Here is a 23788-nt window from a genome sequence, read left to right as displayed (position 1 = left end):
GCACGCTCTTCATTTGAAGAATCACTACGATCCGTACGGCGCGAATTGGTGCCAGGAGATTCTCTATGAGAACCTCCCGCCGAGGTAGCTCCGAGGGACTTGGATTTCTCCCGGCAGACTCCTTGCGCCGCTACTGCGGCGGCGGTAAGAGCAGGCGCGGTTTGAGCGTTACGGTTCTGCTTGCACTGCCGCGCGCGACGGTGACGGTAAACGGTTTGCTGCCCTGGCTGTACGGAAAGAAGTCGCCGGAGCCGAATCCCGCCGAGACCCGATTGCCGGCAAAGGCGGTGATGCGATCGCCGGCGGCGATGCCGGCTTGGGCCGCCGGGCTGCCCGGCACGACCCGCCGCACTTCAAAGGCGGCGGCCTCGGTTTGATTGAGGCTGAGCCCGACGCGGTCGCTGCGAAACGGCATGTGCAGGTTGCGATTCGGAATGAACGTCGCCGTCTGCGCCTTGTAATCGAAGACAACCGTGAAGCGCTGGAGGAATGCCGAGCCAAGGTTTCCCGCTACGCCGCGCGTTGCGAAGAAGCCGGACTTCACCTGCGGAATCGCGATCGGAACGTTTTGGAACGTTTGGCCGGCGAACGCAAACGATTTCGCGGCCGTCACCGTGTCCAGAAAACCTCCGCCCACCCCGCCGGGCGACGCGTACGTGAGCCCGGCCTTGGGAAAGAGATGCTGTTCCTGCACGAACGGCAGGTTGAGCACGACGCCGCCGGCGTTTCCGGTATCGAGCAGGTAGTATCCCGAGACGCCGTCGACCGTCGCGAGCACGTACGAATGCTGGCCGTCGGATTTAAACGGCAGCGTCACGCCGCCGGAAGGCGCGGGCGCGCCGAACGGCGCGACGTCCATTACGTGGTCGGCGTAGCGCACGCCGATGCGAAAGTTCGCGAGGTACTCTGCGCCGATCAAGCCTTCCGGCGAGACGCCTTTACGCGGGTGCGAGAACGGATACGAGAGCGGCGTGACGACGAAGTTCTGATGGAGAAGGCGCGCGCCGCCGTAATCGACGGTCGATACGGGAGCGAAGGCGGTCATCTGCTGCGTCGCGCCGACGCCGCCGCTCGCGATGCCGCCCGAGGCGTGAAGGCCAAGGCGCTGCGCTGCGCCGGGCAGCAAGAAGTTGCCGCCGCCGGAATCAAAAACCAGCGTGGCCCGTTTTCCGTCGAGCGTCACGGGGACGACGATGTGGCCGAACGTATCGACCGCGTCGCTGACAAACGGAATCGAGATGGGCGCGGCGAGCTCGCCGTGCGAGACGTAGGGAGGGCGCGCCAGCGCTGCAGGATCGGCCGTCGCAGCGAACGTCACCGAAGTAACCGTGGTGGTCGTCGTCGTGTTGCTGCTGTTGACGTCGACGCTGCGCATCGCTACCGGCACGCCCTGCACCGTTTGGAAGTTGGCGTTGGTCGTGGTGTCGAGGCCCTGCGCCGTCTGCGCCACGACTTTCACGAGCCGATAGGACGCGGCGTCAAAATACAGATCGGCCGGCGATCCGCCTGCGGGCTCGACGTGCAGCACGTAGGCGTGCTGTCCATCGGCGGTCTCTTCTTTTCCGGAGGTTATCGTCGAGCGCTGGTTGGGACGAAAGAAAGCATTGCTGCTAAGGTAGGCTTGCGTCACGGCGTCGGCGACGAACGACGGCAGGCTCACGATCGAGAGCGAGCCGTTCGCTACCGTCCACTGCGTGCCGTCGTAGCCTTGCACGAAGGTCGCCGGGCCGATCACGACTTGGTTTCGGGAATACCCGCTGCGCAGATCCGTCACGCCCTCAAACGCGCTTGGAGGCCCGCCGTTTTGGACGAAGCTGCCCGACTGTTTCATCGTTGCGAACCCGTCGAGCACCGCTCCGCCCGCGGCCGTGTGCGCCGAGACGAGGATCTGGTCGATCTTCGCGGCGTCAAGCGCCGGGGTGTCGGGAGCGGCGTTTACCGCTCCCGTCGAGACGGTCGTACCAAGGATGAGTGCGGAAAGAAGAGCGGTTGCGCGTATCATGCCGCGCAATTCTCGCTCCGAGACGCCTTACCTTGGCTGGTTTACGGCGTAACCTCGTAGACCGTTCCGCAGGACTCCGTCGAAGTGCCGCACGTGCCGCCGCCTACGAACGTGGTGCCGTACACCTTTGAGTTCTCGACGACGACGCTGCCGTAGGGCAGTTCTCCATCGGAGGTCCCAACCTGGAAAGTGTGCAGGATCGACTCGTTGTAGCCCGAGCCCGAAGGCGAAAGCTCAAAGACGGTCCCGATGCCCTGCGAGCTTAGGCTTTGGGATGTCGCGCCGTAGATATTGCCACTGCTGTCGGCTGCGAGACCTTCCGGATCCACCGGAAAGATGCCGTCCTGCGAGCCGTTGCCGAACGAGTGGAGAACGTGCTCGGTGTAGCCTTTACCTTTGCGAGTCAGCTCGTAAGCGGTGCCGCAACCCCTGGCTCCGCAGACGCTCGAGCTGCCGCCGTTAAGGGTGACGCCGAAGAACGCGCCGTTCTTACCGGCTAGGAGTCCCGCGCGCGGTTGGTCGCCATTGGCGCCTGCCTTGAAGTGGTACAAAATCGTCTCTTTTCCGCTCGGCGTGATCGAGAAAACGGTTCCGCAGGTCGCCGTGCCGTAGGGCGATGTTGGGCAGCCGCTAGAGCCTCCGCCAAACTCCGTCGTACCGTACAAGGTGCCGCTGCTATCGGCGATCAGCGAATCGCGAGGCGAAGCGCCATCTTTTCCGCCTTTGAACGCATGGAGGATCTTTTCGGTCCATTTCGAGCCCGAAAGCGTCAGAGAGAATACCGTGCCGCAGCCTGCTACTCCGGAAGGCGGCGCACAGGTCTTCGACCCACCGCCGGCCGTCGTCATGCCGTAGAGCACGCCGTTCGCTCCGAGCATCACATCGCCCAAGGGCAGCGCGCCGTCTTTTCCGCCCTTGAAAGCGTACAAGATCTTTTCAGTGTATTTTTTCCCGTTCGGCGTGAGTTGGTAAACCGTACCGCAGCCGTTGGAACTGCACCCCGTTCCGTCGCCGCCGTAGTCAGTCGCGCCATAGAGCACACCGTTTTTGCCAACGATAACGCCGGCTTCGTTGCCGGCTCCGTCGCTGCCGCCCTTGAAGCTGTAGAGCACGCGTTCTTTTCCGGCCGACGATATTTCGAAGACGGTGCCTTCCTGATAGCCACTCGGACCCGTCGCGCCGCCGCCGTTGGTCGTGCCGAAAAACTCGCCTGGGCTGCCGGCCGATAATCCAGCGTACGGCGCTTGACCATCTGGCGAGCCTTTGAACGCGTGCAGAATCTTTTCGTTCCCGGAAGGTCCGAATACGGAACGCGCGTTCGAAGCGTCGGCTTGACTAGAAATCGCGGAAGGCAGCGAGTTGCCGCCCTTGCACGAGACCAGTGCAATCGCGAAAAGAGAAAGCAGAATAGAAGAACGATGCTTCACAACAGCTCCTTTTCAGAGGCGGAAACCGTTTAACGCCCGTGCATAGCGCACGAAGCTTAAACGCCCTCCGAGCAATCCTGCGCCTTTCTCTCGGCTTTGTCAATCAAGCGTATACGGGCCTTACGACCCATGCCTATGAGGCAAATTACCCAGATGCCATCGGCTTTTTCGCGGTTCTCGGCGTTGCAGAGCACAAGCTTCGTTGCGTAACGGAAAATCGACGAGCGCGCGCCCAGCGGAATCCGTCGGATCGCGATTTGCAGCGGCGTGCGAAGCATTGCCCGACGGCCACGAGGCTACCGCCCTATCGGGGCAGCTCGCGTCGCGCCGAGAAAGGCTTCGACGTGGCGCTTGAGCTTAAAAGGCCGCGCAGAAGGTGAACACCTAGACATAACCTAACCGTTGGGTTATTGTACTAGGTGCCATCGATCAGAGTCGGCGCGTGGCGCCTAACGGTAATTCCGGGCGATCACGAGCCTCGACACGTGCACGCCAGGCACGGCAGCGCTGGCGCTGATGAGGCGGTGTTTCGACCGAGCGCTTACGCGGAGGCAGGTGCGGGAAGCGGAAATGCTCGTAATCGACCACTTCGCTGAGCTCGAGGAACTTTGGGAACGGTATTGCTGATGAACTCGACAAAGGCTCGCCGGCCGCTCACGAATGTGCAGATTGATGCCGCCTATCGACGCCGCGAAAAGCGCCTACGCGCGGAGCCGCTTGCGACATCGGTGCGTTTCCTGCCCTCCCGAGGTGCAGTGCTCATCGAGATGAACAACGGCGCGGCGCTGATCATACCCCGGCGGCTTCTTCAGGGACTGCGCGCTGCGTCACCCGCACAGCTTCGGCGTGCACGCATTGACGCGAAGGGAACCGTCGTGAGCTGGCCCGAACTGGACGCCGACTTCACGATAGTGTCGCTGCTGCACGGGGTCTACGGAGGAAAGCGTTGGATGTCCGAACTTGCGCGACACGCCGGCGAAAGCAAATCTGCGGCGAAGGCCACGGCCGCCAGAATCAACGGAGTGAAAGGCGGTCGCCCGCGAAAGGCCATATAGTCAAGCCCCAGTTCAATTTGCCGGGGTTTTGGATCGATCCCCAACTCGCCCCACATCCGTGAAGAATCGTACGCAGAGGTTACTGCCCCCGTACGGCTTCGTCCTGGGGAATCGTGCGTTCGCCCTGCCTTTGGATTGCCTCTAGGAAGATGTCGCCGTAGCGTTCGAGTTTGACGTCGCCGACGCCGCCGATCTGCCGGAAGGCCGTGAGCGTCGATGGCTGGCTCGCCGCCATCTCGCGCAACGTGGCATCGGAGAAGATCACATAGGGCGGAACGCCCTGTTCGTCGGCCAACCGCTTGCGCAGCGCGCGCAACCTTTCGAATAGCGCTTCGTCGCCGGTCGCGGTGACGGTTTCGCCAGCGGCTTTGCGGCCGCGGCGCTTCTTCCCCTTAAGGACCGCCCGCGGCATCGCGAAGAAAAACTCACGCTGCTCTTTGAGTGCACGTCGCCCCTCCTCTGTTAGCACGACTGTGCGGTATTCGCCCTCCTCAATGCAGCCGGTCCGCAGAAGCTCGGAGAGCACGGCCATCCACTGCTCTTTGCTCTGATCCTTTCCGATGCCGAACGTCGACAAGCGCTCGTGCCCCCACGAGAGTACCTTTTCGCTGCGCTCACCGCGTAGGACGTCGATCACGTGATGCCCTCCGGTCGAGAATCCCCGGTGCTCGCGTACCCGGTAGACGCAGGAGAGCATCTTAGCGGCGAGCAGCGTGCCATCGATCTGCTCGACCGGCTGCAGGCAGTTGTCACAGCTGCCGCAGTTCTGCGCGACCTGCTCTTCACCGAAGTACTGCAGCAGATGCGCTCGGCGGCAGAGCGGGGTTGCGGCGAAGTCCAGCATTTGGCGCAGCAGACGCTCTGCCTGAGCGCGCTCCTTGTCGTCGGCGATTTGGCGGATGAAGAATCGCTGCTTGGCAGCGTCGCCACCGCTCAAGAACAAGGCGCACTCGCTGGGCAGCCCGTCGCGACCGGCGCGCCCGGTCTCCTGATAGTAGCCCTCCAAGTTCTTGGGAACGTCGAAGTGGACGACATAGCGCACGTTGGGCTTATTGATGCCCATGCCGAAGGCGATGGTCGCGCAGATCACCCGGACCTCGTCGCGAATGAAGAGCTCTTGGTTGCGCGATCGCTCTCGGGACGACAGGCCCGCGTGGTATGGCAAGGCCGAGATGCCGCTCGCCGAAAGCTTGCGCGCGAGCTGCTCGACGGAGTCGCGACTCTGCGCGTAGACGATCCCACTCTCGGTCGAGCGCGCTTGCGCCCAGGCGACCAGCTGACCCACGGCCTCGCGCTTCTCGAAGACGCTGTAGCGGAGGTTGGGCCGGTTGAAGCTCGCGACGAAGCGCTCCGGGCTGCGCAGCTCGAGAAAACGCTCGATGTCGTCGCGCACGCGCTGGGTGGCCGTCGCGGTGAGCGCGAGGATCGGAACCTCCGGATGCAGTGCGCGTAAAGAGGAGATGCGGCGGTACTCCGGACGAAAGTCGTGACCCCACTCGCTAATACAGTGCGCTTCGTCGACGGCAATGCGGCGGAGGTTCCAGCGCTGCAAACCGGCCAGAAAGCCGGAGAGAACGATGCGCTCGGGTGCGACGTAGAGCAGCCGGTACTCGCCGCGATCGAGCCCCTCCAGCCGTTGCGCAGCCGTGACGGAGTCGATCGAGCTGTTAAGGAACGTCGCGGGGATCCCGTTGGCCTCGAGGGCGTCGACCTGGTCCTTCATCAGCGCGATCAACGGCGAGACGACTAACGTCAAGCCGTCTTCCAGAAGCGCGGGTAACTGATAGCACAACGATTTCCCGCCGCCGGTCGGCAGCAGCGCGAGCGCGTCGCGGCCGGCAAGGGTTGCCTCGGCAATTTCGCGCTGCAGCGGCAGAAACGTTTGGTACCCGAAGTGATGGTTCAGCGCGTCGTCAAGTGTCATGCCGCCGGCCGTCGTCACGTGAAGATGCGCTCGTCGAAGGCAAACGGTTCGAAGGCCTTGGCGATTTTGATGGCGGCGAAACGGCTGTGCAGGGGGTTGATGAGGTAGTTAAATTCCGCAGGCACGATTGCGGACGGCACGGCGAGCGCCAGTGCGGATCCCTCCGCGATGAATCGTTGCCCGATCTCTACCGTCGCTTCCGAGCGCACAGCGCTGCGCCAGCCCGAGGGCAGCGAGGGAAGGCGCACGGCGTTGGCCTCTTCGAGCAGCGCGCCCGCAAATGCGTAGTCGGCAGGTGCGTCGGAACGATCGATGCTCGCGAGAATCTCCAAGATCGCAAGCGATCTCGAGGATGACGCATAGACGGCGCGCGTTCCTTTGCGATTCCAACGGCCGCCGGCGATTGCCGCGCCGTCTCCACTAAAGGCCGACGCCGGCGTCGGGCAAAAGTGCGTGCGCACCAATCGCCACACCTCGATCACGCAACGCCGCCGTACGCGATCGTGGCGAGGACCTGGCGTACCATTTCCACGCCCGGCTCGGTGGCGAGCAATTCTAACGGCGTGCGGCCGCCGAGGCTCCAGTTCCCTGCTCGCAGCCAGTGCAGCGCGCGGCCTCGCGCACCGATATAGAGGTCGGCCTCGGCGAGAATCCTGGCCAGCCGGACCGCGCGATCACCTTCGGCGACGTCGAGCCGCACGCCGCGATCGCGCTTGCGGTGCAGCGTGCGCACGGAGAATCCGATTACGCCGGCGACCTCGTCTTCGGAGAGCCCGGCATCGAGAAGGTCGTCGAGCGCCGACGGGGGCAGACCTCGGCCAACCGCGTCGATGATCGCATCATCACTGGGTTTCCCTTGGCGCAGAAGGTCACGAATGAGCGTTCGCGCGCCCCCGCGCTTGACAGATGACACGTCAGGGTATGCCATTTGTCTAGACTATCAGAGGCGGTCTCACCTTGTCAAAACGCCGCAGGCAGACCGAGTTAAGCGGCTTACTCTTCAGCACGCGGCGGGTGGAGCGGCTCAGACACGCTTGCATCGAGCGCAAGGACAATTTTGCCGCGGGCTTTTCGACGAGCGAGTTCGGTGTAGGCGTCCTTGACGGCTGCGAACGGATAGATCGCTGCGAGCGGCATGACCAGCTCGCCCCACGCGATGAGGTTGGCAATCGACGCGAGCGTCTCGCGGCTGGCGGCCGTCGACGAACCGTCGGCCTTAGTGCCGTATTTTTCCGCCGCCGTGAAGTCGATGACCGTCTCGATGCGCTCGGGCGCGACCCCTAGGGCGACGGCCAGGTCGACATAGCCGCTGCCGAAGAGATCGATGAATGCATCGAAACCCCTCGGCGAAAGGGCGTGCAAGCGTTCTGCGAGGCCATCGCCGTACGCGACCGGTTCGACTCCGACTGAATGCAGGAAGTCCGCGTTGTCGTTGCTTGCGATGCCGGTGACGCGCGCGCCCGCGCGCCGCGCGAGCTGGACCGCCAAGGAGCCGACGCCGCCGGCCGCGCCGCCCACCGCCACGACGTCGCCCGGTCGCAACGCGACGGCGCGCACAGCGGCCACCGCGGTCGTCGCGGCGACAAACAGACTTCCGGCGCGATACCAGTCGAGCGACGGCGGCTTCGGGATGAGCCGCAACGGCGTGCTCGCGACGTACTCGGCCTGCGCCGAACGTTCGTCAGACCAGCCGAGCACCTCGTCCCCTACGGCAAAGCCGGTGACGCCCGCGCCGATCGAGTCGATGCGTCCCGCGAAATCCGTCCCCTGACCAGACGGAAAGTCGCTCGGAAAGACATCCTTGAGATGACCTTCGCGAATCGCGATCTCGCCCGGATTTGTGCCCGCGGCGACGACGCGTACGACGATCTCCCCCGCCTTCGGTTCGGGCTTCGTGACATCCACGATTTTGAGTCGTTCGAGTCCGCCGTAGGCGGAAAGCTGCACGGCTTTCGGCATATGCGTCGCGCCTTCAGTACCGCTGGGAAAACGCCCTCCAGTCGCACTGCCGGCAGAAGCTCCGCCGCGCTCGGGTGCAAGCTCCCGTAGTTAGCTAATCTTACGCCGCGACGTGCTCCGCGGCAGCCATCGCGACCTTGCGTTGTCGTTGCCCGTTCCGGCGTAGCGACCCACCGCCTAAGAAATTCGTTCGATTTTTTACTTGGCTACGGTTGCGCCGATCGGCGAGTCGAGACCGGTGATGATCTTCGCCGGCGCGCCACCCGCCGGATATGCATAGAAGAACGCTCCGGGGTTTGGCGCCACCGTCGGCCGGGCAGTACACTTTGTTCTTTTCAATCCAATTTTGCACGCAGTCGGTCGCGTCCTTGAGCGCGGTGCTTCCCTTTTCAGAGCCCGTCGCTCCCGCGATCGTAAAGCGATAGATAGTGTTGGTATTCTGGTCGGAGACGGTTACGTACTTACCATCCCACTGAACTTGGCCGGGGTACTCGATACTCCGGTTGAGCGAGATGTTCTGCATCGACTTGCTTCCCTTGCGCAGACCGCAGAATGCGAAGCTGCCGCCGGAGCCGCTGCTGCCGTCGGCGTAGAGATTGCCCGCGTCATCGTAGCCGACGAACCAGTAGTTGAAGAGGCCCGAGCAGGTGTAGGTCTTCGGCTTGCCGGCGGCCTTTGCATACACCGCGACGCTGCCTTCGCCGTAGAGGGTATTTTCGACGTTGCTCACCGCGAGATTGCCGGTGGTCTTGTCATACGAACAACCCGCTGGGTATTGGCCTGAGTCTTGCAGCGTCGCTACCGGCGTCGAGGTGCCGGCCTTGTACTCGACGATCTCCGACGCGAGCAAATTCGCGACCCAGATATGCGAGCCTTCGCTGCACATGCCGTACGACTCGTTGAAGCCCGACAGCGTTCCTACCGGCTTTCCCGAGGGCAGGGCGAAGATATCGACGTCATTCGAGCCTGCGTCGGAGATATAAAGAAGCTTCTTGTTCTTGGCGTCGGGCGAGATCCAAGACGCGCGGTGATCCGGGTGCAGCGCCCGAGTCACCTGTGCAGGGCTGGCTCCCACCGTGGTGGGCGCCGACTGAAACCCGCTACAGCCGCCGAGCATGCCGGCCGCGAGAATGCCCAAGCCATACAGGCGCATGTTAGAGACGTTCATCGAAAGGTTTCCCTCACTTCGTTTAGCTGGAAAAGCTTATTTTTTGTATCGTACGACGGTCGCTCCGATCGGCCACGAGATACCCCGGAGGATCTTGAGCGGCGGGCCGCCGGCTGGATATCCGTAGATGAGCGCTGCCGCACTCCCGGAGGCTGGGCAGTACACGGTGTTCTTTTCGATCCAATTTTGGGTGCAGTCATCCGCGTCTTCAAGCGACGTACTGCCCTTTAAGGCTCCCCTTTTTTCTTTGATCGTGAACCGGTATACGGTGGAATTATTCTGGTCGGAGACGGTTACGTAGGTACCATCCCACTGGACTTGCCCGGGGTAGTCGATGCTCTGATCGAGCGAGATGTTCTGCATCGAACGGCTCCCCTTGCGAAGTCCGCAGAATGCGAAGCTGCCACTCGAGAGGCTGGTCTGACCATCGATGTACAGGTTGCCCTCGGCGTCGTATCCGGGGAAGTAGTACCTGAATATGCTCGAGCAGGTGTCAGTCGCCGGCGAGCCCTTCGCCTTGGCATAGACGGCAACGTTGCCTTTGCCGTCGCTCGTACTATCGACGTTGCCGACCGCGAGATTGCCCGTCGTCTTGTCGTACGAACAGCCGACGGGAAACTGCCCCGGATCGGCGAGGGTCGCTATCGGCTTCTCGCTAGCGGCGTCGTATTCCAAGATCTGACTCGCGGCGGTACTGGTGACAAACACGTGCGAGCCGTCGGCGCACAGGCCCTGGGGCTGATGGAGATCGTTGGCCAATAGTCCCAACGGCTTGCCCGACGGCAACTCGAAGATGGCGACGACGTTCATGTACCAGTCTGAGACATAGAGAAGCCGCTTCTTTTTGGCGTCGGGTGAAATCCAAGACCGCCGATAACCAAGATGCGCCGCCTTCGGGAACGCGTCGCGAGACGTTAGCGTCGAGAAGCTAATCCCTTGCGGAGTCGAGTGCGCCGGACTGGCTACCCCCGAGCTGGGGACCGAGAGCGGCCCGCCGTTACAGCCGACGAGCAGCGCGATCGTCGCGGCAAGACCCAGGGCGCGCCTCAACGTACTCGAGATATTCATGGGCAACCGCATTGGCCGTATTGGAGCCGGCTCTTCTCGGCGAGATGTCACCAAAGATGACCAAAGAATCTGCCATCTCGGTGAGCAGTTCAAGCGCAACGACGGGCTGCTTGAACCGTGTGCTTTAGCTTCCCAACTCCGCGCGCAGCCTGCGAGCCTTCACGTTGAACGCTGGGTCAGTCGTCAACGAGCCCATCGTAAGATACGCTGAGACCAGGCGGCGCGGATAATGCTGGCCGATCATCTCGAATCTCTCGATCGCCAGTCGCATCGTTCGAGCCGCGCGTGCGGTTTCATCGAGCGCTGCCAGCGACTCGGCCTGGAGCTGCAAGGCAGGGGCTACGAGGCGCTCTCTTCCGATCCTGATGAAGGAACTTTCCGCCGCCTCCGAGGCCGCCAGCGAACGATCGAAGCGGCGGTCGGCGAACTCAGTTCGCGCCTCCAGCAGATAGGCATGCGCGCTTATCCATGGGCTAACGTGAGCGAAGCTATTGAGCTCCGCTAGGCATTTGCGCGCGAGCGACGTGTCTCGAACATCGGCGGCGGCGCTCCCAAGCTCGATGAGGAAGCCGCCAAGCACATCACCGGTTCCAACCTTGCGGGCTGCGTGTGCTAATGGTTGCAGCAACCCGATCGACTGATCGGACCGTGCCGTCAACCGCAGATAGCCGGCGATAAAAATCGCGACGCTCAGTGCGTCACGGGTCTGCCCGCTCTCGATTGCAAACTGGTAGCAGGCCCAAAGTCCACCCTCGGCCCGGTGCGTGTTTCCGGCAAGTATCTCCGCTTCAACCGCATACAGGCGCACGTCGGTTAACGCCCCGGGGCTGGGAGATTGCAGCCGTCGCGCGAGCGCTAAGGCCTCAGAGGTGAGCGCTGCCGTGGTACGGGCGTCGCCACGACCAATGGAGATTAGGCTCGCGAGATTGAGAGCACCGAGCAGTGCATCACCAACGCGTGGGTCGCGGCTTGACGGGGTCCACGATCGCAGCTCCAGGCAGCACCGCCGGGCAAGCTCTTGCGCGGTGGCAAAATCACCGGTTGCGATGGCGAGGCGCCCGGCTGAAACGGCCGTCTCCGCGCTCAACCATGCGGGGCCAACATCTCTATGGCATAGTTCCAAGGCGCGGCGCATGTGCTCTTCGGCAAGGCTATATCGATCGACCGTAGCGTAGAGATCGGTCAGCCGAGCCTCGACCAGGCAACGCCTTGAGACGTCGTCCAACTCAGCTGACAGGCTCTCCAGCATTTCGGCCGCCGCTACCCACTGCCCATTCTGCTCCAGCCGCACCGCGAGGGAGAGCTGAAGCGCAAGGGTATCAGGTGCAATCTGCGCGGTCACCCGGCCTTGCGTTCGTTCCTCGGCGAAGTGCGAGCTTATTTGGGCGATGGCGGCGCTACGCTCGCGATAGAGGTGCCGCAGAGAGATGTGCAGATCGGCCGCGACCTGAGCGTTCGCTTCGCCGGCCAAGTCGCATCGTTCGACGATGATGCGCCGGCGCAGCGAAACGCAACTGAGCGCCACGCGCACTGATGCTTCCAAACACTTTAGAAGGTCGGCCTCAGCGTTCCGGTTCAGCTCGAGACCGCATGCAGACCAGATGCGTTTCGCAAGCGGATTCGCGCGAAGACGGTGCGGATGTGCGAGATGGCGCAGCAACTCTCGGCACTCGCGCAGCGCCTCCGTCGCCGGCCGGTCACCCTTGAGCGTCACACCTTTTTCCACGGCACTTACTCCTGCGCTGGAGAGCGCGCTCTTCGGCCCCAGAAGCCAGTTGGCCTCGGATGCAAGCAGCTCATCTTGCGGAGTACCGGCACGGCAACGTTGCCGAGCAGTCTCTTCGTCGCTCCTGCCGACGACGCGCAGCCCGCTAGCACGCGCTCTACTCTTCGCGAGTGTAGGAAGTAGTCGTTACGTAAAGATGCGTTCGTCGAAGGCAAACGGCTCGAAGGTCTTGGCGATTTTGAGGGCGGCGAAACGACTGTGCAGTGGGTTGATGAGGTAGTTAAACCCCGCAAGCAGGATTGCCGACGGCACGGCGACCGCCAGTGCCGCTCCCTCCGCGATGAATCGTTGCCCAATCTCTACCGTCGCTTCCGAGCGCACCGCGCTGCGCCAACCTGAAGGCAGCGAGGGAAGCCGCGCGGCGTCGGCCTCTTCGAGCAGCGCGCCCGCAAATGCGTAGTCGGCAGGGGCGTCGGAACGATCGATGCAGACTATTGCCGGTTCAGAAATGCTAGTGCCTATTGATCAGGTGCTGGAAGAAGGCGGCGCGGACTCAGCCTCGGTAGTTCCAGTTAGTCAGGCGGCGACCGTCGCCACGATCAACAAGGGTACGGCAACGACCGAAACTCCTGCGAAAACCAAATGGAGCAAGACGTGCTTTTATATAGCTCCAATTGGCGAGGAGAACTCAGAGACTCGCAAACATTCGGATTTATTTTTAAACTCCATCGTCGAGCCGGCTCTTAGCGAATCTGGCCTTGAGGTTGTGAGGGCTGACATGATTGGCCAAGCTGGAATGATTACCTCACAAATCCTTGAGCATGTAATGCGCTCAAGACTAGCGATAGTTGATCTATCTTGGCAGAATCCCAACGCCTTTTATGAAATGGCTATTAGACATGCCTGTAAGCTGCCGGTTATACAGATATGCAGAAAAGTCGACAAGCTTCCTTTCGATGTGAATCAGGTGCGAACGGTAGTTATTGATACGACCGATATCTATACGCTAATACCTAGAATCGAAACCTATAGATCGGAGATCGCAGCGCAGGTGCGCGCCGTTCTAAGTGATCCAGCAGTCAATAGTAATCCAATCACCGTATTTTTTCCGGGGTTCGAGGTTACGATTCCTAAAGAGTCGTAAGTTTTTTAAGATCCTAAACTCGGCAAAGGGTATTAGGTGACAGCCATACTATGGGCACTCATTGCAGGCTTTCTCGCCTTTGAGCAATGCCGCTACCTTTCTCACAAACTCTATGTAAAGTTTGTTATCGTCCTGATGCCAGTGAGGCTTTGTTACGTCCTTACAAAGCCAATCGCCATTCTGCGCATTCGCGATCAGAACGGATCGCCCAAGTGCTTCCACCGTATGGTGATCGTGTTCATTCAGCGTCGGTGCGACTCCCACGGATTCTTTAACGCTAACAAGAATGGGCTCTAAGTTTAATAATTTCAGCATCAAGCGGCTCCTCAGGATGGTCCAGCAGTAGGCAAGCGCTTATCCGGATATAACCGCAGACTCTCCTCCGGGTGGACAGAGGTTTGCGAGGACGGGTATCCCCGGACGTTCCCGACCCTTGGTCGGGGACCGGGAAGACGCAGATCGATGGCGACCCGGACGTTTTGGCCGCATCTGTATTATCGCAGGCAAAATTCCATCGTGCGGATCACGCATTGGCTGCTTCCTTGACGACCACGGGGTGCTATGCTCCATTTAGGGCTATGACACCAAGTCAGATTGCGGACAACTACTCCTTTCTGCGGCGAAGACTTACCCGGAGGGGCGAAGCGGTGGAATGCGCCTCTTGTGAGAGGCGACTCACCGCGCCGGCTTCAGAAGCAAACTACCTGCGCCGCATAAGGAATAGGGGCGCAGACATGCCGATGTCCATCGAGTTGTGCCGAGGCTGCTTTCGGGATGTGCTCTCGTCATAGAGAGGTTCGAGGCCGGGGACGGTACTCGTGGGGCTGGCGAGGGGCTCGGCGGCGCTCTGGCAAAATCTTAAGGGCCTCTACCGATTTGAAAGGGAATGAGAATGCTTACTATGTTCTTGGCGCTCCTTATCGCCCTCGCCGTAACGCCGCCTGATCCGTTCTAGCTGCTCAACCACGCGCCGGCCAGCGAAGGCGCGGATCATCTTCAGCAACGAACCCGCCCCTGGCTTCGATGCCCTAGGGCTATCGTTTCGGCGCCCCCACAGGCCGTGCTTCACGCGGCGCCCAAGAGCCTCTGCAAAGTCGTGCGGCCGATGGCTCCATGCCTTTAGCGAACAACCCCAAGGGCCGTGTCGTGAAGAGAGCGCTGCTGCCTCGTGCACCCACTGCTATTGACTCTGCTGCCTGGTTCTCTTCAGCTTTTCGCCTTAGCTAGCGCCTCGATCGCCAGCCGCTCCTATGCCGAGACCTCGGCCAACGCAGCGCCCTCGGCGCTCTCGAGGGTTCGGGTGACGCCTCAGGGGGTGCCGGCAGGGCTTATTCCCGGCGCCAAAAGACACCACGGCAACGTACCGGCGAGCGCGGCCGCCCATATGCGTTCATCGTATCCGAGCGCGTTTTCCATACGCGCCTTAAGCCTCTACTATCAGGCGCACGCCGGCTAGGAGCGAAGGCGCGCCGCAAGGTACTCGGTGGATATGAGAAGACACGGCGCCGTTGGTTCGTTCCGACTCGGCGGCCGCTCCGTGAAGCGGCTGGGTTACGGCGCGATGCAGCTTGCCGGGCCGGGCGTGTTCGGGTCGCCGAGCGATTCCGACGACGCACTGGCCGTGCTGCGCGAAGCCGTCGCGAGCGGCGTCAACCATATCGACACCAGCGACTACTACGGCCCGCACGTCACCAATCAGCTGATCCGCGAAGCGCTGCATCCGTACCCTGAGGATCTGACGATCGTCACCAAGATCGGCGGCCGTCGCGGCGAGGACGGGTCGTGGCTCCCGGCGATGACGCCCGCCGGACTCACCAGCGCCGTGCACGACAACCTGCGCAATCTCGAACTCGACGTGCTGGAAGTCGTCAACCTGCGAATCATGGGCAGAGGCCATGGCCCGAGCGAAGCCTCGATCGAAGAGCCGCTGACGGCGCTGCTCGAACTTCAGGCGGCGGGGCTGATCCGGCATATCGGCTTGAGCAACGTCACCGCCGCGCAAATCGAGCAGGGGCGCAGGATGGCGGAGATCGTCTGCGTGCAGAACAATTACAATCTCGCCCATCGCGAGGACGATGCGATAATCGATGCGCTTGCTGAAGACGGCATCGCCTACGTGCCGTTCTTTCCGCTGGGTGGATTCACGCCGCTGCAGTCGTCGACGCTCTCCGATGTAGCGGAGCGAATCGGTGCGACGCCGATGCAGGTCGCCCTGGCGTGGCTGCTGCAGCGATCGCCGAACATTCTGCTGATTCCGGGAACGTCGTCGCTCGCGCACCTGCGCGAAAACCTCGACGCTGGGGAAATCAAGCTGTCGGCAGACGACATCGCCGAGCTCGACGGTATCGCCGGCGAGTAGGTCGCCCTTCGACGCCCTTCGACAGGCTCAGGGTGACACCGGCAGGCGTCTTCCTTTTCGCTAACTAACGCAAACGGCTGTATTCTTCCCTTTGCCACTTTTAGCACTTTGAGGAAACATTGATGAAGACTTTATCAGCCCTTTGGGGTGTCGGCGCGGCCGCACTGCTTTTAACGGCGTGCTCGCAAGGAACGACCACGAGCAACGTTAATCCCGGACTCCCTGCGCAAGCGGGAGCCGCACACAACGGGGTCGGACCCAACGGCGTTACGCCGCGCCATCTCGCCTCGATTCACGGTTGGCTGTCGCCGAAGCATTCGAAGAGCAAGCTGCTGTACGCTTCGAACGAAGCCGACAACGTGATCGACATCTTCTCCGTCCCCCAGTACGATCTCGTCGGGCAGATCACCGACGGTCTCAACCAGCCCGAGGGTATCGCGACCGATAAGAACGGCAGCCTCTACGTCTCGAATCTGTCGGGCGATACCGTAACCATCTATCACAAGGGAAAGACCAGCCCGTCGCTCACGTTGACTGAGCCGTACGGTCCGGACGATGTCGCCGTGGCCGACAACGGCGACGTTCTCGCGTGCGATGCGAGCGGCGTCGACGTCTTTAAGCCGGGTGCAACCACCGCGAGCTCCCACTTGACCAACTCCACCATCAGCAGCGTGGACGGAGTCGGGGTCGATGCGCATAACAACGTGTACGCCGTCGGTTTCAACGCTTCGAGCCAACCCGCTGTCGTGGAGTTTACGGATCTCGGCGGTTCGGGCAAGAATCTTGGCCTGACCGGCCTGCTTTCACCAACCGGCGTGCTGGTCGACAAACACGGGAATATCGCCGTCTCCGACTTCGCGCTGCCCGGCATCAATCTGTATAAGCCGGGCCACACGGCGCCGTTTGCAACGATTGCGGCCTCCGACGCAACCGACCGCAGCGCCCTCGATCACAAGCAGAACTTGATCTACGTGCCGGAGGCCGATTATTCTCTGGTCAACGTTTACAAATATCCCAGCGGGAAATTTGTCCAAAGCGTTTCTATCTCGGGCTCCGGCAACTTCATCTCGGGCACCGCGCTCAGCCCCGCGCCGAAGCCGTAACGGCGCGGTTACGTCAGGCTCTACTTACTGATGACGGCCCCAATGGGTTGCTCGAGGCCCGGGGCCGTCTTTTTGGGCGGTCCGCCCGCGGGATACTTGAACCGGTCCGCGGTCGACCCGCTGGGATTGATGTCGCCGCCGACAAGCGCGTTCTTGAAAATGTAAAACTGGACGACGTCGAAGGCCCCGGTAAGCGGCGTCGTCTTCACCAGTCTTCCTTTTGCTCCGCGGATCCTAAACGTGTAGGCGACATTCGCGCTGTTGGTCTGATCGCCGACCACGATGTCTTTGCCGACGGACTGAACCGCGCCCGGACCGCCGATCGGGTGCCCGAGGACGATGCTCTTAAACGTTGTTCCGTTGAACGAATCGAAGAGGAACGAGCTGCCGCTATCGATGCCGTCGAGATACAGTGTGCCCTTCGGATCGAAGCCTAAGTAATAGACGACGGCGAAGTTCGGCGGCGTATACAGGGTCGGGCTTCCCGAAGCGTTCTTGTAGATGGAAATGCTGCCGGGCGGCCCGTTCGTGCTATAGAAGTTCGAAACGGCGAGCTCGCCGGTGGTCGAGTCAAACGCGCAGCCGACGGGGTACTGATTGGGGTCGTCCAGCGTCGCGATCGGGGTCGTACCGCCATGCGCGTACTCAAGGAGCTGCGAGGCTTCGGTGTTGACGATCCAAACGTTGCGGGCTTTGTCGACGCAGTCGCCTTGCGGGTTCGTAAAACCGGTGAGCGTGCCGACGAGTTTGAGAGCCGGATAAGAATAAACAAGGACGGTGTTGCTGCCGGAGTCGGTGATGTACAGGAGGCTCCCCGCCTTAGCCGCGGGATCCATCCACGAGCGGCCGTGGTTGGGCCGCAGCGTTACGTGGTGCACTCCTCGTGCCGTGGATGGGGAAACCTGCGAGCCGGAAACGGCTGGGGAAGTGCCGCTGCTGCAGGCCGATAGGATCGCTGCCGTCGAGATTGCGGCGGCAGACATGACGAAACTAAAAGTTTTCATGCGCAACGCTTCGCCTTTGCAGCCCGAGGACCCGGCCCGGCCGGCGACGGTTGGGACTAATGTGGGACTCACTGCGCAAGCAAGCGCGGTTTTCCTACTGCTTCATCGCCGTCGTCGTTGCTATGCCGAGATTATTATCCGACGCCACGATTCCATTGGTGATTGTGTTGATGAGCGTGAGCTTGGCCGGAGTATAGTCAAAGACGTCGATTTCGCCTAACGCGTAGTCAGCCACGTAGATGCGCTTCAGGCTCTTTGCCCACGAGAAATAGAGCGACGCGCCCGGCAGCGGGAGCTGTGTGGCCGGCGTGGAGCTGCCGGGATGGTAGACGTTGAGAGTCGGCGCCGCCTGATCGATCACCAGCATGCGGCCGGCCTTATCGAAGCCGATGCCGCCGGCCGAGCCGAGAACGATATTGGTTGCCGTCGGCGTTGAGGAGCCGGCCCGGAACTCGACGACCGTCCCATGCGCCCCATTGGTTTGATCGTACGAAACGAAGACGTTGTTGTGCTTATCCAGCGCGACGCCGACGACTTGCACGAAAGCCTGGTCGTTCAACGTGGTGCTGGGAGTCGTCGCGCCCGGCGGGTAGACCGAAATGCTGCCGGGGTTGCCCATCGGCGCCCAGAGATTGGCGACGTACGCGGTTCCGTCCGAGCCGAACGCGATGTCATCGGGGAAGCCATTGGGATCCGTTAAAGTCAGGCTCGCACTAGTAGCTCCCGGCGGATAAACCAGAACGTTCTTGGCGTTGCTATTTGTGACGTAGAGATTGCCGGCCTTATCGACGGCCATCCCCTCCGGATTCTCAAACGACCCCGTGAGGCTTCCGGCAACCGGATTATTCGGTCCCGCGCCTTTGTTGTAGTATGTCACGGTGTTGGCACCGAACGACGAGCTATAGATGTGCCCGGGGCTCGCATCGCGCTCGGGATGCAGAACGTATGGATGCCCCTTGGGCAAACGATCGCGCGAAAGCATCGCACTTGGAGCCGGCGCTCCCGTTTGAGCGCTGCTAGGCGCAGAAGCCGGGCCCGTGCCCGAGCAGCTTGCCAATATAACTGTGCCGCCGATCGCCAGCAGGTTTGCTCGCCAATAACGCATGATTCCATTCCTCTCGTGTCACTCGATCTGCAGCTCACTTCTTCAATAGTTGCGCAAACTGATTCTTTCGCTGCGGAATCGTCGGGCGGTTTGGGACTAATGTGGGACTTGGTGAGCAAGGACCCGGCTGCCGTCAGCGAAACTCGACTGGAACTAAAATAGGAGGCTCTCTTCGTATGCGTTTCTCGGCAACTTCTCTCGGTGCCATTGCTATCGGAATCCTCGCAGGCTGTGCGGGCAACGGCATTTCGCCAAGCATCCCGGCGTCTGCGCCGCAGTACTCGAGGGCCGGCATCATCGATGCTCTCGAGTCGCCCGACGCCGCCAAGGGCGGCCTTTATGTGAGCCAGTTTAACAGCCCAGATATTCTGGCGTACCGGAGCAACAACAAGAAAAATAAGCCGCCGACGTGTAACATCCCGGGCGTGCAGTATCTCAACGGCGTCGCCGTCGACGGTAAGGGTAACGTGATCGATCCCGACGGCGGCAGCCGCACGATCATCATCTTCAAAGGCCCCGGCATGTGCGGAGCCAACGCCGCGTCGACCAGCGACCCGTACGGGCAGCCGATCGATGCCGCCAGCAACGACGCGCTCAAGGACAAAATCGCCGTCGCCAACATGATGGACAACGGCAGCAAGCCCGGCAGCGTCTCGGTCTGCACGATGAAGGGCGGCTGCAAGACCAACCTTACGAACTCCGGCATTTTCGAAATGGTCGGCGTCGCGATGGACACCAAAGGCAACTGCTGGGCCTCGGCCTATAACACGCAGTTCTTCCCGGTTCTGGTCTATTTCGCCAAGTGCAAGGGAGCCGGCGTGAGCGCTACCGGCTATCAGAACTCGAGCCCCGGCGGACTCGACATCGATAACGCCGGTAATCTGGTCGCGATCGATACTTCGGCCAACAACATCGGCGCGCTCTACGTCTATTCCGGCTGCAAGCCGGCCTGCACGCTCGTCGGCGGCCCGTTCGCGCTGCACGGCGAAACGTTCTGGGGCCATTTGAATCAGGATTCGACGAACTTTGCGACGGCCAACTACGTCGCCGGCGAGGTCGACGTCTACAAGTACAGCCCGACCGCGCTCACGTTTCTCTACAGCTTCAGCAAAGGCCTCACGCCCAGCGCCTCGGTAAAGGGAGCCGCCTACAACCCCCGTTCCAAAGAGTAGTCAACGCATTCAATCGCGGGGGCTCCGGCCGCGGAAGCGACGCGGGGATTGAGGGTTTCGGCGGGAACTGCACGGCGTTGAAGCCGCCAGCAAACGCCGACACGATCCTGCACCTCAATACCCCGCAAGAGCTTTTCGAAGTCTCGCCAACCGACGTGCTCTCGCCAAACGGCCGGTTCGTGTGCGGAATGGATGAGCTCGTCGCCGAGCTGACGCCGCGCACCCTGCGCTCGGATCTGCGCGCGGTCATCGTGCTGCCCGCCGAGCAAATGCAGCCGGACACGGAAGAACGGCTGCGTCAGGCGATCGAGCGCTACTGCCGGCTGCGCTTACGACAGATCAACCTTGCCCGCAGCGCCCAGTGGCAAGACGTGATGGCGGCGTTTCGAGTTGGCGGCATCATCTTCGCCCTCGGGATTTTGGTGTCGTACTATTTCAGCGCGTCGAGCTTGGCGATGCTCACCAAGCTGCTGCTGGGCGACGGCTTCTTTCTCGTGATCGCGTGGGTCGGGCTGTGGTATCCCCTCGACGCGCTCGTGCACTACCGTCGCCAGTCAGCGCGTGAAGGGCAGGTTCTCGCCTTCATCGCTTCCATGGAGACCGTCGTCCGCACCGAGTGAAGCCTGGGCGCGGGCAGGGGCCTTGACGCAGGCTGAGGTCGTATGATATATCGTAAGACATGTCATACGATAAATCAGATTTCTTTCGAGCCCTACTCCACGCCGGCGGACACCATCGCCGTCACGGCGGATTCGGCCGAGGCCGGCGAGGCTTCGGCGAGGCCTTCATGGGCGGCCACGGCATCCCGCGAGGACGCCGCCTCGGATCCGACGATCTGCAGCTGGTCATCCTCTCCTTGCTCGCCGAGCAGCCCGCGCACGGCTACGAGCTGATGCGTACCTTAGAAGAGCGCTCCGGCGGATTCTACTCGCCGAGCCCCGGCGTCGTCTACCCGGCCTTGACGTACCTCGAGGAGATCGGCCACGCGGCCGTCACCCAAGACGCGAATCGCAAGCTCTACTCGATTACCGATGCCGGCCGGGCACACTTGGAAGCCAATGGGGAGCGCGTAACGGCGATTCTCGAAACGCTCAAGCGCTTCGGCGGGCGAATGGCGGCGGTGCGCGAGGCGTATGCCGGACTCGGCGACGTCGATCCGGATGCCTCCGACGAACTATCGAAAGCTCGGCATGCGCTCAAACATGCGTTGATGCGTAAGCGCGGCTCCGGCCCCGAGGAACTGCGCCGAGTTGCCCTCATTCTCGAAAACGCCGCGGCCGAGATCTCTAAAAAAGGCGAATGAGCGCCGGGGCCGCTAGGGCTTCGGCGTCGGCATCATGCGCTGCGAGATTCGGTGCAGCTTGTTGTCGCGGATCGTGTAGGTCTGCACGATCATCTTCGACGGGCAGCAGTTGGGATCGTTGGCCCGATAGTAGGGCAGCGTCGCGACGATCGCGCCGTTTTTGAACCGTACGTCGAGATGGCCGCCCGAATCGATGTGCCCCGCATAGAAGAACGGAACGCTGCCGCGGCGGGCAAAGACGAGTTGGGTAAAGACGCCGCCGCTTCCGCCGCTGTCGAGCGGAACAGCGAGCACGACGAAGCCGCTGGTCAGCGTTCCCTGGCGGGCGTCCTCGCTCGCCAGATATCCGCCGATCGTCTGCCCTTCGCGCGTGCCGACGACGTCGACGAACGGATGCGTTTTGGGATCGAATCCTAGCGACGGCGGCACGCTCTTATCGATCTTGAGCTGCGGCGTCGCCTTGACGAGCGCGATGACTTGCGCGGGCGTCAACGGCGCGGATGCCGCCGCGAGGGAAGGAACGAGCACGAGCGCCAACGCCCAAGCGGCTATTCTCACGAAAGCACCTCCGATCTCATGCATGTGTACGCTCCTCAAGACGCAGCCTTCCTCCCAACCGGCAAACGATAAGCGGCGGCTGACTCCTTTTGGATAAGCGTGAGCCGATCGTCTTTTGCTGGAGCGGCGGGAAAGACTCGGCGCTTGCGCTGCATCGGCTATTAGCGGACGAGCGGTATCGGGTCGTCTCGCTCCTCACCACGGTGAACGAACGCTTCGCGCGGGTCTCCATGCATGGGGTTCGGCTCGAACTAGCGCAAGCGCAGGCGCGCGAGATCGGCCTGCCGTTGGATATCGTTCCGGTCAGCAGCGGCACGAATGAGGAGTACGAGCAAACGATGGCGGCGCATCTGCTCGCGTACCGAAAGCAGGGTGTGTCGATCGTCGCTTTTGGCGATATCTTTCTCGAGGATCTGCGGCGCTGGCGCGAAGAGCGGCTCGCGCAAATCGGGATGAGCGGGCTCTTCCCGCTCTGGAAACTCGACACGCGCAAAGTTATTGGAGAGTTCATCGATTTGGGTTTTGCGTCGATCGTCTGTTGCGTGAGCGATGCGTATCTGGATGAAACGACGCTCGGCCGCACCGTCGATTGGGGCTTTATCGACTCGCTTCCGGCCGACGTGGATCCCTGCGGTGAAAACGGGGAGTTCCACACCTTCGCCTGCGCGGGCCCGATCTTCAAAAACCGTATTGCGGTGGACGTTGGAGAGATCGTCTACCAACCCGCCGTCATCCTGAGCCCGTCGAAGGACGGAAGCGCGCCGACGTCGAGCACGCGCAGCGCCAAAGGATTTTGGTTTTGCGATCTCGTGCCGCGCCCCGGCGGTTAGCTTTTCCGTTTCTCGGCGAGCGCCTTGGCGACTTTCAGCGCGATCGCACCGCCTGGCACGACGAGATTGAGCGTTTCCGCTCCCAAATCAAAGAGCGTCTCGGGCTTGAGCAGCTTGGCGACGGCCGCCATCGCGGCATCGGGCTGGGTTTGGAGCTCTCCGGTGATCGCATCGACGGCGACGTTCGCCGTTTTGTTCTTTGCCGTCCAGACGAACTTGAAGTTGAACGTCGGCCGGAGGTACAGATCGATGCACTCGACGGTTACTTTCTCTTCCTTCACGTCGTCGGCGTCGGTCGGACGAAAATCCTCGCCGACGAGTGTTTGAATGGCCGCCGACGCGCGGATCACCGGAGTCACGATCTTCGCGTTCTCGGGCGCGAAGTCGTCGAGATCGACGGGGGCTGCGGGCGTTTTTAGATACGCCTGCACGTTGATCGGCTGGCTCGTCAGCGCATCGAGCCACAGTTCCTTTTGCTCGTCGCGCGCGCAGTGCTCCACCACTTCCAGCTCGATCGCGGCAGCGGCAACGGGGTACTCACTCCCGTTTACCGTCACGGAGACGGCGTGCTTGGTCTTGATCGGGAGCTTGTGCGATTCTCGGCGATCGAAGATCGAATGGAGATGGGCTTTGGCATGCCACACCGGAAGGTACCATAGCCCTTCATCGGTCATCGCGATATCTTCGTTTTTGGGGCGTGCGAAGAGCCGGGAGAGCGTTCCTAAGGCCGAGGCCTTGTGCGCGCCGGCCCGCCCTCGCGCTTCCTCCGCCGTAATCGCGGGCTCGAAATAGAAAGCGCCCTTCTCGGCGATTACGATCTCCATAGCGCGTTGCTTCGCGGGCTTTTAGGCCCCACGCCTGCTCGCTCGCCCTTCGACATC

22 protein-coding genes are annotated in these 23788 nt (G+C 61.8%); 8 read left to right on the top strand and 14 right to left on the bottom strand.

Translation table 11 applies throughout. The features are described 5' to 3' along the window. Window positions 1-130 precede the first annotated feature (130 nt). Entirely contained in the window at window positions 131-2002 is a 1872-nt protein-coding gene (locus VGG51_09380) for an aspartyl protease family protein (GenBank protein ID HEY1883233.1), read from the bottom strand. 41 nt (window positions 2003-2043) lie between these two features. Next, on the bottom strand, window positions 2044-3429 hold the full coding sequence (locus VGG51_09375; protein ID HEY1883232.1) for a choice-of-anchor tandem repeat GloVer-containing protein: 1386 nt from the start codon (window positions 3427-3429) through the stop codon (window positions 2044-2046). A gap of 626 nt (window positions 3430-4055) precedes the next feature. On the opposite strand from VGG51_09375, the gene VGG51_09370 reads away from it, so the two are divergent. Then, the gene (locus VGG51_09370; protein HEY1883231.1) at window positions 4056-4484 is read left to right on the top strand and encodes a DUF2442 domain-containing protein; all 429 of its coding nucleotides are present in this window, start codon (window positions 4056-4058) and stop codon (window positions 4482-4484) included. Window positions 4485-4563: 79 nt separating this feature from the next. Here VGG51_09370 and recQ read toward each other — a convergent pair whose 3' ends face one another. From recQ to VGG51_09330, 8 genes are all read right to left on the bottom strand, one after another. Beyond that, on the bottom strand, window positions 4564-6426 hold the full coding sequence (recQ, locus tag VGG51_09365; protein HEY1883230.1) for a DNA helicase RecQ: 1863 nt from the start codon (window positions 6424-6426) through the stop codon (window positions 4564-4566). Next, window positions 6423-6869, bottom strand: a complete 447-nt coding sequence (locus tag VGG51_09360) for an RES family NAD+ phosphorylase (GenBank protein HEY1883229.1) — start codon at window positions 6867-6869, stop codon at window positions 6423-6425. Before VGG51_09360 ends, recQ begins: the two co-directional genes overlap by 4 nt. Before the next feature lie 17 nt (window positions 6870-6886). Next, window positions 6887-7321 (bottom strand): antitoxin Xre-like helix-turn-helix domain-containing protein, encoded by a 435-nt coding sequence (locus VGG51_09355; GenBank protein HEY1883228.1) that lies wholly within the window; start codon window positions 7319-7321, stop codon window positions 6887-6889. 80 nt (window positions 7322-7401) lie between these two features. Continuing rightward, window positions 7402-8367 (bottom strand): NADP-dependent oxidoreductase, encoded by a 966-nt coding sequence (locus VGG51_09350; protein HEY1883227.1) that lies wholly within the window; start codon window positions 8365-8367, stop codon window positions 7402-7404. A 100-nt stretch (window positions 8368-8467) separates the two neighbouring features. Then, complete coding sequence (locus tag VGG51_09345) at window positions 8468-9535, bottom strand: hypothetical protein (protein ID HEY1883226.1); 1068 nt, start codon at window positions 9533-9535, stop codon at window positions 8468-8470. A gap of 36 nt (window positions 9536-9571) precedes the next feature. After that, entirely contained in the window at window positions 9572-10603 is a 1032-nt protein-coding gene (locus tag VGG51_09340) for a hypothetical protein (protein ID HEY1883225.1), read from the bottom strand. A gap of 124 nt (window positions 10604-10727) precedes the next feature. Continuing rightward, on the bottom strand, window positions 10728-11945 hold the full coding sequence (locus VGG51_09335) for a hypothetical protein (GenBank protein HEY1883224.1): 1218 nt from the start codon (window positions 11943-11945) through the stop codon (window positions 10728-10730). Window positions 11946-12515: 570 nt separating this feature from the next. After that, window positions 12516-12770: an RES family NAD+ phosphorylase gene (locus tag VGG51_09330; GenBank protein ID HEY1883223.1), complete on the bottom strand. Its 255-nt coding sequence runs from the start codon at window positions 12768-12770 to the stop codon at window positions 12516-12518. Between the two features lie 43 nt (window positions 12771-12813). Between VGG51_09330 and VGG51_09325 the strand changes: the two genes are divergently transcribed. From VGG51_09325 to VGG51_09315, 3 genes are all read left to right on the top strand, one after another. Then, on the top strand, window positions 12814-13473 hold the full coding sequence (locus VGG51_09325) for a hypothetical protein (protein HEY1883222.1): 660 nt from the start codon (window positions 12814-12816) through the stop codon (window positions 13471-13473). Window positions 13474-14962: 1489 nt separating this feature from the next. Beyond that, window positions 14963-15832, top strand: coding sequence for an aldo/keto reductase family oxidoreductase (locus VGG51_09320; GenBank protein ID HEY1883221.1), 870 nt, complete (start codon window positions 14963-14965; stop codon window positions 15830-15832). Between the two features lie 122 nt (window positions 15833-15954). Then, on the top strand, window positions 15955-16935 hold the full coding sequence (locus tag VGG51_09315) for a hypothetical protein (protein ID HEY1883220.1): 981 nt from the start codon (window positions 15955-15957) through the stop codon (window positions 16933-16935). Window positions 16936-16955: 20 nt separating this feature from the next. Here VGG51_09315 and VGG51_09310 read toward each other — a convergent pair whose 3' ends face one another. Together VGG51_09310 and VGG51_09305 are read right to left on the bottom strand one after the other, a co-directional pair. Continuing rightward, on the bottom strand, window positions 16956-17939 hold the full coding sequence (locus tag VGG51_09310) for a hypothetical protein (protein HEY1883219.1): 984 nt from the start codon (window positions 17937-17939) through the stop codon (window positions 16956-16958). Window positions 17940-18033: 94 nt separating this feature from the next. Next, window positions 18034-19044: a hypothetical protein gene (locus VGG51_09305; protein HEY1883218.1), complete on the bottom strand. Its 1011-nt coding sequence runs from the start codon at window positions 19042-19044 to the stop codon at window positions 18034-18036. A 176-nt stretch (window positions 19045-19220) separates the two neighbouring features. Here VGG51_09305 and VGG51_09300 point away from each other — a divergent pair, with 176 nt between their 5' ends. The 3 genes from VGG51_09300 (at window position 19221) to VGG51_09290 (ending at window position 21519) form a co-directional block, all read left to right on the top strand. Beyond that, window positions 19221-20216: a hypothetical protein gene (locus VGG51_09300; protein HEY1883217.1), complete on the top strand. Its 996-nt coding sequence runs from the start codon at window positions 19221-19223 to the stop codon at window positions 20214-20216. Window positions 20217-20293: 77 nt separating this feature from the next. Further along, the gene (locus VGG51_09295) at window positions 20294-20836 is read left to right on the top strand and encodes a hypothetical protein (protein ID HEY1883216.1); all 543 of its coding nucleotides are present in this window, start codon (window positions 20294-20296) and stop codon (window positions 20834-20836) included. A gap of 59 nt (window positions 20837-20895) precedes the next feature. Continuing rightward, entirely contained in the window at window positions 20896-21519 is a 624-nt protein-coding gene (locus tag VGG51_09290; GenBank protein ID HEY1883215.1) for a PadR family transcriptional regulator, read from the top strand. Between the two features lie 12 nt (window positions 21520-21531). On the opposite strand, the gene VGG51_09285 is transcribed toward VGG51_09290, so the two are convergent. Further along, entirely contained in the window at window positions 21532-22077 is a 546-nt protein-coding gene (locus tag VGG51_09285) for a hypothetical protein (protein ID HEY1883214.1), read from the bottom strand. Window positions 22078-22166: 89 nt separating this feature from the next. Here VGG51_09285 and VGG51_09280 point away from each other — a divergent pair, with 89 nt between their 5' ends. Further along, window positions 22167-22907 carry a diphthine--ammonia ligase gene (locus tag VGG51_09280; protein HEY1883213.1) on the top strand — a complete coding sequence of 247 codons (741 nt, stop codon included), beginning with the start codon at window positions 22167-22169 and terminating at the stop codon, window positions 22905-22907. Here VGG51_09280 and VGG51_09275 read toward each other — a convergent pair. Then, the gene (locus tag VGG51_09275; GenBank protein HEY1883212.1) at window positions 22904-23731 is read right to left on the bottom strand and encodes a hypothetical protein; all 828 of its coding nucleotides are present in this window, start codon (window positions 23729-23731) and stop codon (window positions 22904-22906) included. The genes VGG51_09280 and VGG51_09275 overlap by 4 nt on opposite strands. Window positions 23732-23788: the final 57 nt, after the last annotated feature.

The organism is Candidatus Cybelea sp. (assembly GCA_036489315.1).
Taxonomy (GTDB): Bacteria; Vulcanimicrobiota; Vulcanimicrobiia; order Vulcanimicrobiales; family Vulcanimicrobiaceae; genus Cybelea.
Note: the sequence above shows the minus strand (reverse complement) of the source record. Positions and strands in the feature narration are given on the sequence as shown.